The sequence below is a fragment of the Piscinibacter sp. genome, from assembly GCF_050175855.1.
In the GTDB taxonomy this organism is placed as follows: Bacteria; Pseudomonadota; Gammaproteobacteria; order Burkholderiales; family Burkholderiaceae_C; genus Piscinibacter.
Map to the genome: position 1 here is coordinate 1 of NZ_JBFXIO010000306.1, position 6,406 is coordinate 6,406.

Annotated in this window: 6 protein-coding genes; 3 read left to right on the forward strand and 3 right to left on the reverse strand. The window is 71.2% G+C overall.

The window, feature by feature from the left end; all coding sequences use genetic code 11:
* A partial coding sequence (locus AB7U92_RS19605) for a glutamate ligase domain-containing protein (RefSeq protein ID WP_428580848.1) occupies positions 1-698 on the forward strand: 698 nt, incomplete at its 5' end.
* Here the strand turns inward: AB7U92_RS19605 and AB7U92_RS19610 are convergent.
* Positions 685-2,826: a molybdopterin cofactor-binding domain-containing protein gene (locus AB7U92_RS19610; protein ID WP_428580851.1), complete on the reverse strand. Its 2,142-nt coding sequence runs from the start codon at positions 2,824-2,826 to the stop codon at positions 685-687. The genes AB7U92_RS19605 and AB7U92_RS19610 overlap by 14 nt on opposite strands.
* Positions 2,827-2,828: 2 nt before the next feature.
* Positions 2,829-3,296 (reverse strand): (2Fe-2S)-binding protein, encoded by a 468-nt coding sequence (locus AB7U92_RS19615; RefSeq protein ID WP_428580854.1) that lies wholly within the window; start codon positions 3,294-3,296, stop codon positions 2,829-2,831.
* Between the two features lie 103 nt (positions 3,297-3,399).
* Between AB7U92_RS19615 and rmuC the strand changes: the two genes are divergently transcribed.
* Together rmuC and AB7U92_RS19625 are read left to right on the forward strand one after the other, a co-directional pair.
* Entirely contained in the window at positions 3,400-4,797 is a 1,398-nt protein-coding gene (rmuC, locus tag AB7U92_RS19620) for a DNA recombination protein RmuC (protein WP_428580857.1), read from the forward strand.
* A gap of 1 nt (position 4,798) precedes the next feature.
* The gene (locus AB7U92_RS19625) at positions 4,799-5,980 is read left to right on the forward strand and encodes an MFS transporter (RefSeq protein WP_428580860.1); all 1,182 of its coding nucleotides are present in this window, start codon (positions 4,799-4,801) and stop codon (positions 5,978-5,980) included.
* Here the strand turns inward: AB7U92_RS19625 and AB7U92_RS19630 are convergent.
* On the reverse strand, positions 5,970-6,406 hold a 437-nt coding region (locus tag AB7U92_RS19630), incomplete at its 5' end, for a glutaredoxin family protein (protein WP_428580863.1). The two genes, AB7U92_RS19625 and AB7U92_RS19630, sit on opposite strands and share 11 nt — an antisense overlap.

Genomic DNA, 6,406 nt, shown 5'->3' on the forward strand with positions numbered 1-6,406 from the left:
TGGTGGCGCACCGCGCCAAGGGCGGCCGCTCGGTATTCGTCGAGGGCGGCGACATCGTCGCCGTCGAAGGCTCGGCACGCGCCCGCCTGCCGCTGCGCGAGGTGCCGCTCACGCGTGGCGGCACCATTTCCTTCCAGGTCGAGAACACGCTGGCCGCGGTGGCTGCCGCCTGGGGCTGCGGGCTGCACTTCGACGCGGTGCGCAGCGGCCTGGCCAGCTTCGTCAACGACACGCAGAACGCGCCGGGCCGCTTCAATGTCATGGACTATCGCGGTGCGACGGTGATCGCCGACTACGGCCACAACCCCGACGCGATGCGCGCGCTCGTCTCGGCCGTCGACGCGATGCCCGGCAAGCGCCGCAGCGTGGTAATCAGCGCCGCCGGCGACCGGCGCGACGAGGACATCCGCGAGCAGACGCAGATCCTCGGCGCGGCCTTCGACAGCGTGCTGCTCTACCAGGACGCCGCCCAGCGCGGCCGCGCCGACGGCGAGGTGATGTCGCTGCTGCGCGAGGGCCTGAAGGGCGCACCGCGCACGCGCGAGGTCGACGAGATCCGCGGCGAGTTCGCCGCCATCGACCGGGCCCTGGCGGCGCTGAACCCCGGCGACCTGTGCCTCGTGCTGGTCGACCAGGTGGAGGAAGCGCTGGCGCACCTGCGCCAGCGCATCGCCGAAGGCGGCGTCAGGCCTTCCTGAGCAGCGCGCCGTCGAACGGCAGGCGGCGCAGCCGCTGGCCGGTGGCCGCGAAGATCGCGTTGGCCACCGCCGGTGCAATCGGCGGCGTGCCCGGCTCGCCGACCCCGCCGGGCTTCTCGGTGCTGGGCAGGATGTGCACCTCCACCTTCGGCATCTCGTTCATGCGCAGGACGGGATAGTCGTTGAAGTTGCCCTGCTCGACGCGGCCGTCCTTGAAGCCGATGCGGCCGTACAGAGCCGCCGACAGGCCATAGACGATGGCGCCCTCGATCTGCCGCTCGATGGTCAGCGGGTTGACCGTCATGCCGCAGTCCACCGCCGCGACGACGCGGTGCACGCGGGGCGTGCCGTCGGCACCGATCGACACCTCGGCGACTTCCGCCACGTAGCTGCCGAAGCTCTGCGCCACCGCGATGCCGCGGTGCACGCCGGCTGGCAGCGGGGTGCCCCAGCCCGCCTTCTGCGCGGCGAGCTCGAGCACGGCCTTGTAGCGCGGCTGCTTGCCGAGCAGGGCGCGGCGGTATTCGTACGGATCGGCCTTGGCTGCCACCGCCAGCTCGTCGATGAAGCTCTCGATGAAGAAGATGTTCTGCGAGTGGCCCACCGAGCGCCAGAACCACACCTGCGGCCCCGGCTCGGCGCGGCCGTAGGCCAGGCGCTGGTTGGGGATGTCGTAGGGGTGGTCGGCGATGCCTTCCATCGCGAAGTTGTCGACGCCGTTGTCCGGGATCTTCATGAAGCCCGAGGCCGCCATGATCGAGGGCGAGCCGACGCCGCACTTGAGCATGGTCGGCATGCCCTTGTCGTCCATCGCCGCCTCGAACTTGGTCACCGAGGCCGGGCGGTAGAAGCCGGCGGCGGTGTCGTCCTCGCGGGTGTAGACCAGCTTGACCGGCTTGCCGGAGATCTTCGACAGCAGCGTCGCGTCGATGGTGAAGTCGGGCGCGAAGCGCCGGCCGAAGCCGCCGCCGAGCAGCAGCGTATTGACCTTGACCTTGGCCGGCGTCACCGAGGCCACCTGGCTGAGGATGCCCTGGCTCGGGCCCTGGCTCTGCGTGCCGGCCCAGATCTCGACGGTGTCGCCACGCACCCAGGCCGTGCAGTTCATCGGTTCCATGCAGGCATGGGCGAGATAGGGCGCCTCGTAGGTGGCGTCCAGCGAGCGGCTGCTCGTCGCCGCGGCATCCTTGACGTTGCCGGCGTCCAACGCGATCGCATCGGCCTGGCTCGCACCGGTGGCGAGCATGTCGGTGACCTTGGCGGTGGACAGGTCCTTCGCGCCGCCCAGATCCCAGTCGATCACCAGCGCGTCGCGGCCCTTCTTCGCCGCCCAGTAGCCGTCGGCCAGCACCGCCACGCCGTGCGGGATGGTGATGATCTGCCGCACGCCCTTGACCGCCTTGGCGCGGGTATCGTCGACCTTCACCGGCTTGGCGCCGGGCTGCGGCGCACGCGCCATCACCGCCACCAGCATGCCGGGCACCTGCGCGTCGATGCCGAACTTCGCCGTCCCGTTGATCTTGCCCGGCGTGTCCAGGCGCCGGGTGGGCTTGCCGAGGATGCGGAAGTCCTTCGGGTCCTTGAGCTTCGGCTCGGCCGGCACGGCGAGCTTCGAGGCGGCCGGAACGAGCGCGCCGTAGGCGAGCTTCTTTCCACTCGTGTGGATCACCTGGCCGGCTTCGGTGCGGCACTCGCCGGCCGGCACCTTCCACTGCGCGGCGGCCGCGGCCACCAGCATCTCGCGCGCGGCGGCGCCGGCCTTGCGCAGCGGCTCCCAGTGCGCGCGCACGGTGGTGCTGCCGCCGGTGGCCTGCATGCCGAACATCGGGTTGTCGTAGGCCTTGTCGACCGGTGCCTGCATCACGCGCACCTTCTTCCAGTCGGCATCGAGTTCCTCGGCCAGCATCATCGGGATGGCGGTGAGCACGCCCTGGCCCATCTCCGCCGAGCCGCACATCACGGTGACGGTGCCGTCGCCGGTCAGGCGCAGCCAGGCATTGGGCGCGAAGACGGCCGGCGCAGCCGCCTCGAGCCGCCCGGAGGCCAGCGGCAGGGCGAAGCCGATGGTGAGTGCGGCACCGGTGCCGCTCTTGAGGAAGCCGCGACGGGTGGTGGTCAGTTCATCCATGCTCAGGCTCCCTTCGTCAGCGTGGCCGACGCGTCCTTGATCGCCGCGCGGATCTGGTTGTACGTGCCGCAGCGGCAGATGTTGCCGCTCATCGCGCCGTCGATGTCAGCGTCGGAGGGCGCCTTCTTCTCGGCCAGCAGCGCGCAAGCGCTCATGATCTGGCCCGACTGGCAGTAGCCGCACTGCGGCACGTCGACCTTCGCCCAGGCGGCCTGCACCACCTTGCCGGTGCGCGTGGCGCCCACGCCCTCGATAGTGGTGATCTTCTTGCCCGCCGCCGCCGACACCGGCGTCGAGCAGGAGCGGGCCGGCTTGCCGTCGATGTGCACGGTGCAGGCGCCGCACAGCGCCATGCCGCAGCCGAACTTGGTACCGGTGAGTTGCAGGTTCTCGCGCAGCACCCACAGCAGCGGGGTGTCGGCTTCGGCGTCGACGGTTCGCGTCTTGCCGTTGATGTTCAGGGTGACCATGGCTTGCCTCGCTTCGGGATGTTGTGGGCCGAGGGCGGCGACGATAGCGCTTCGCCGGATTTCTTGCAGGCGACCGCGCGCGCCGCGCTGTCACAATCGCTGAATGGCCGATTGGATGATCGTCGCGGCGCTGGCCCTGGCGGCGCTGAACCTGGTGTTGCTAGTGGTCCTGCTGCTGCGCCGCAGCGGCGACGAATGGCAGCAGGGCCTGCGCGACGACCAGGAGCGCGCCGGCCGCGAGATCCGCGCCGAGGTGCAGGACAGCGCCCGCGGCACGCGCCAGGAGCTGACCCAGGCGATGGCCCTCTTCCAGCAGACGCTGCTGGCCCAGCAGGGCGACGTCGCGCGCACGCAGAACGAGCAGATCGATTCCTTCCGCACCCAGCTGGCGACGATGCAGCAGCTCGTTGGCCAGTCGCTGCAGCAGGCGACGCAATCGCTCGCGCAGCAGTCGCAGGCGGCGCGCGAATCGCAGGACGCGGCACTGAGGCGCTTCGCCGACGCCTTCGGCGAGCAGATCGGCACCGTGCGCGCCACGGTCGAGCAGCGCCTGCAGGCGATCCAGGCCGACAACGAGAAGAAGCTCGAGCAGATGCGCGCCACCGTCGACGAGAAGCTGCACGCCACGCTGGAGCAGCGCCTCGGCGAAAGCTTCAAGCAGGTGGCCGACCGGCTCGAGCAGGTGCACAAGGGCCTGGGCGAGATGCAGGGCCTGGCCAAGGACGTGGGCTCGCTCAACCGCGTGCTGACCAACGTGAAGACGCGTGGCGTGTTCGGCGAGGTGCAGCTCGCCGGCCTGCTGGAACAGGTGTTCACGCCCGAGCAGTACGCCACCAACGTCGAGACCGTGCCGGGCAGCCGCGAGCGCGTCGAGTTCGCCATCAAGCTGCCGGGCCAGCGCGCCGACGGCGTGCCGTTGTGGCTGCCGATCGACGCCAAGTTCCCTCGTGAGGACTACGAGCGCCTGCTCGACGCGCAGGAGCGCGCCGACATGGCCGCCGCCGAGGCGGCCGGCCGCGCCATCGAGCAGCGCCTGCGCCTGGAGGCGAAGACCATTCGCGAGAAGTACGTGGCGCCGCCGCACACGACCGAGTTCGCCATCCTGTTCGTGCCCACCGAGGGCCTGTACGCCGAGGCGCTGCGCCGGCCGGGTCTCTCAGAGGCGCTGCAGCGCGAATTCCGCGTGATGCTCACCGGCCCGACCACGCTGCTGGCCACGCTGAACAGCCTGCAGATGGGCTTCCGCACGCTGGCGCTGGAGAAGCGCAGCGCCGAGGTGTGGGAAGTGCTCGGCGCGGTGAAGACCGAATTCGCCAAGTTCGGCGATGTGCTGGCCAAGACCAAGAAGAAGCTCGAGGAAGCCTCCAACACCATCGACGCTGCCGAGGTGCGCAGCCGCGCGATGGCACGCCGCCTCAAGACCGTGGAGGCGGTGGGGGAGCAGCGCGCCCAGGCGCTGCTGCCCCGGCTCGAAGCCGGCGAGGACGAGGACGTCTCCTGACGTGGGCCATGCCGGGTTGGGCCGCATTCTCGTTGCGCTGATCGTCGGCCAGATCTGCCTTCACGGCTGCATGACCGGCGTGCGCATGGCCGCGCCGCTGCAGGCGCTGCGCGAAGGACATGCGGCGTGGGTGGTGGGCGTGCTGATGGGCCTGTTCGCCGCCGCGCCTATCGTGCTCGCCCTGCAGGCCGGTCGCCTGGCCGACCGGCGCGGCTACCACCACCCGATGCGCATCGCCGTCGCGCTGACGGTGCTCGGTGGTGCGGTGGCTCTGGCCGTCACCTGGGTGCCGCAGTGGACCTTCGCGGCCATGTGCGTGGCGGCACTGCTGGTCGGCGCGGGCGCCAATGTCGGGCTGATCGCCATCCAGCGCACCGCCGGGCGCCATGCCGCCGACACCACTGCGCTCAAGCGCGTGTTCAGCTGGCTCGGGCTGGCCCCCGCGCTGGCCAACGTGATCGGGCCGGTGATCGCCGGCACGCTGATCGACCTCGGTGGTTTTCGCGCCGCCTATGCGGTGTTGCTGCTGCTGCCGCTGGCGGCGCTGGCGTGGGCGCGCCGCGTGCCCAAGGAGGCGCCGCGCCTGCGCCCGGCCGATGGGGCGTCGCTTCGCGCATGGGACCTGCTGCGTACCCCTGGCCTGCGCCGGCTGCTGGCGGTGAACTGGCTGCTCTCGTCGAGCTGGGACGTGCACGCCTTCCTGGTGCCGGTGCTCGGCCACGAGCGGGGCTTCTCCGCTTCGGCCATCGGCCTGGTGCTGGGCGTCTTCGCGCTGGCGGTGGCGGCGATCCGCCTGGCCATCCCGCTGATCGCCCAGCACCTTCGCGAAGGCCAGGTGCTGGCCGGCTGCATGCTGTGGACGGCCGGCGTGTTCGCGCTCTATCCGCTGGCCGCCACGGCGTGGTGGATGGGCGTGCTGGCGGTGGCCCTCGGGCTGGCGCTGGGTGCGGTGCAGCCGATGATCATGACCACGCTGCACCAGCTGACGCCGGCCGAGCGGCATGGCGAGGCGATCGCGCTGCGCTCGATGACGATCAACTTCTCCAGCGCGCTGATGCCGCTGCTGTTCGGCGCGCTCGGCGCAGCCGTGGGGGCCTCTGCGCTGTTCTGGCTGATGGGCGCGGCGGTGGGTGCCGGCAGCCTGCCGGCACGGCGCATCGCGGCGCCGCCGCTCAGAACCTGATCGAACCCGGTGCGGCCGGCGCCGGCTCGGCTGCCGGCGGGGGCACCGGCGCAGCAGCAGGCCGCGGCGCCGCCGCCTGCCGCTCGGTGAGCGGCTGCGGCGAGGCGAAGGCATAGCCCGGCGGGAGCTTCGATTCGCGCGGGTAGCCGGCCGAGTCGAGGTAGCTGTTCCAGGTTTCCGGCGACAGGCCCTTGAGCTGCTGCGTGCCGATGGCCAGCACCGGCGCCTCTCGGCCGCCGGTGAGCTTCTGGAAGGCCTCGCTGTCCTCGCTGGTGACCACCTGCCGCTCGGCGTAGGGAATGCCTCGCTTGCGCAGCAACTCGCGCGCTTCGCCGCAGGGCTCGCAGTTGTTCGCGAGCGTGTACAGCGTCACCGGGTAGCGGCTGGCCGCCTGTCGGAGTTCGAGCGGCAGCAGATTCGGTGCCT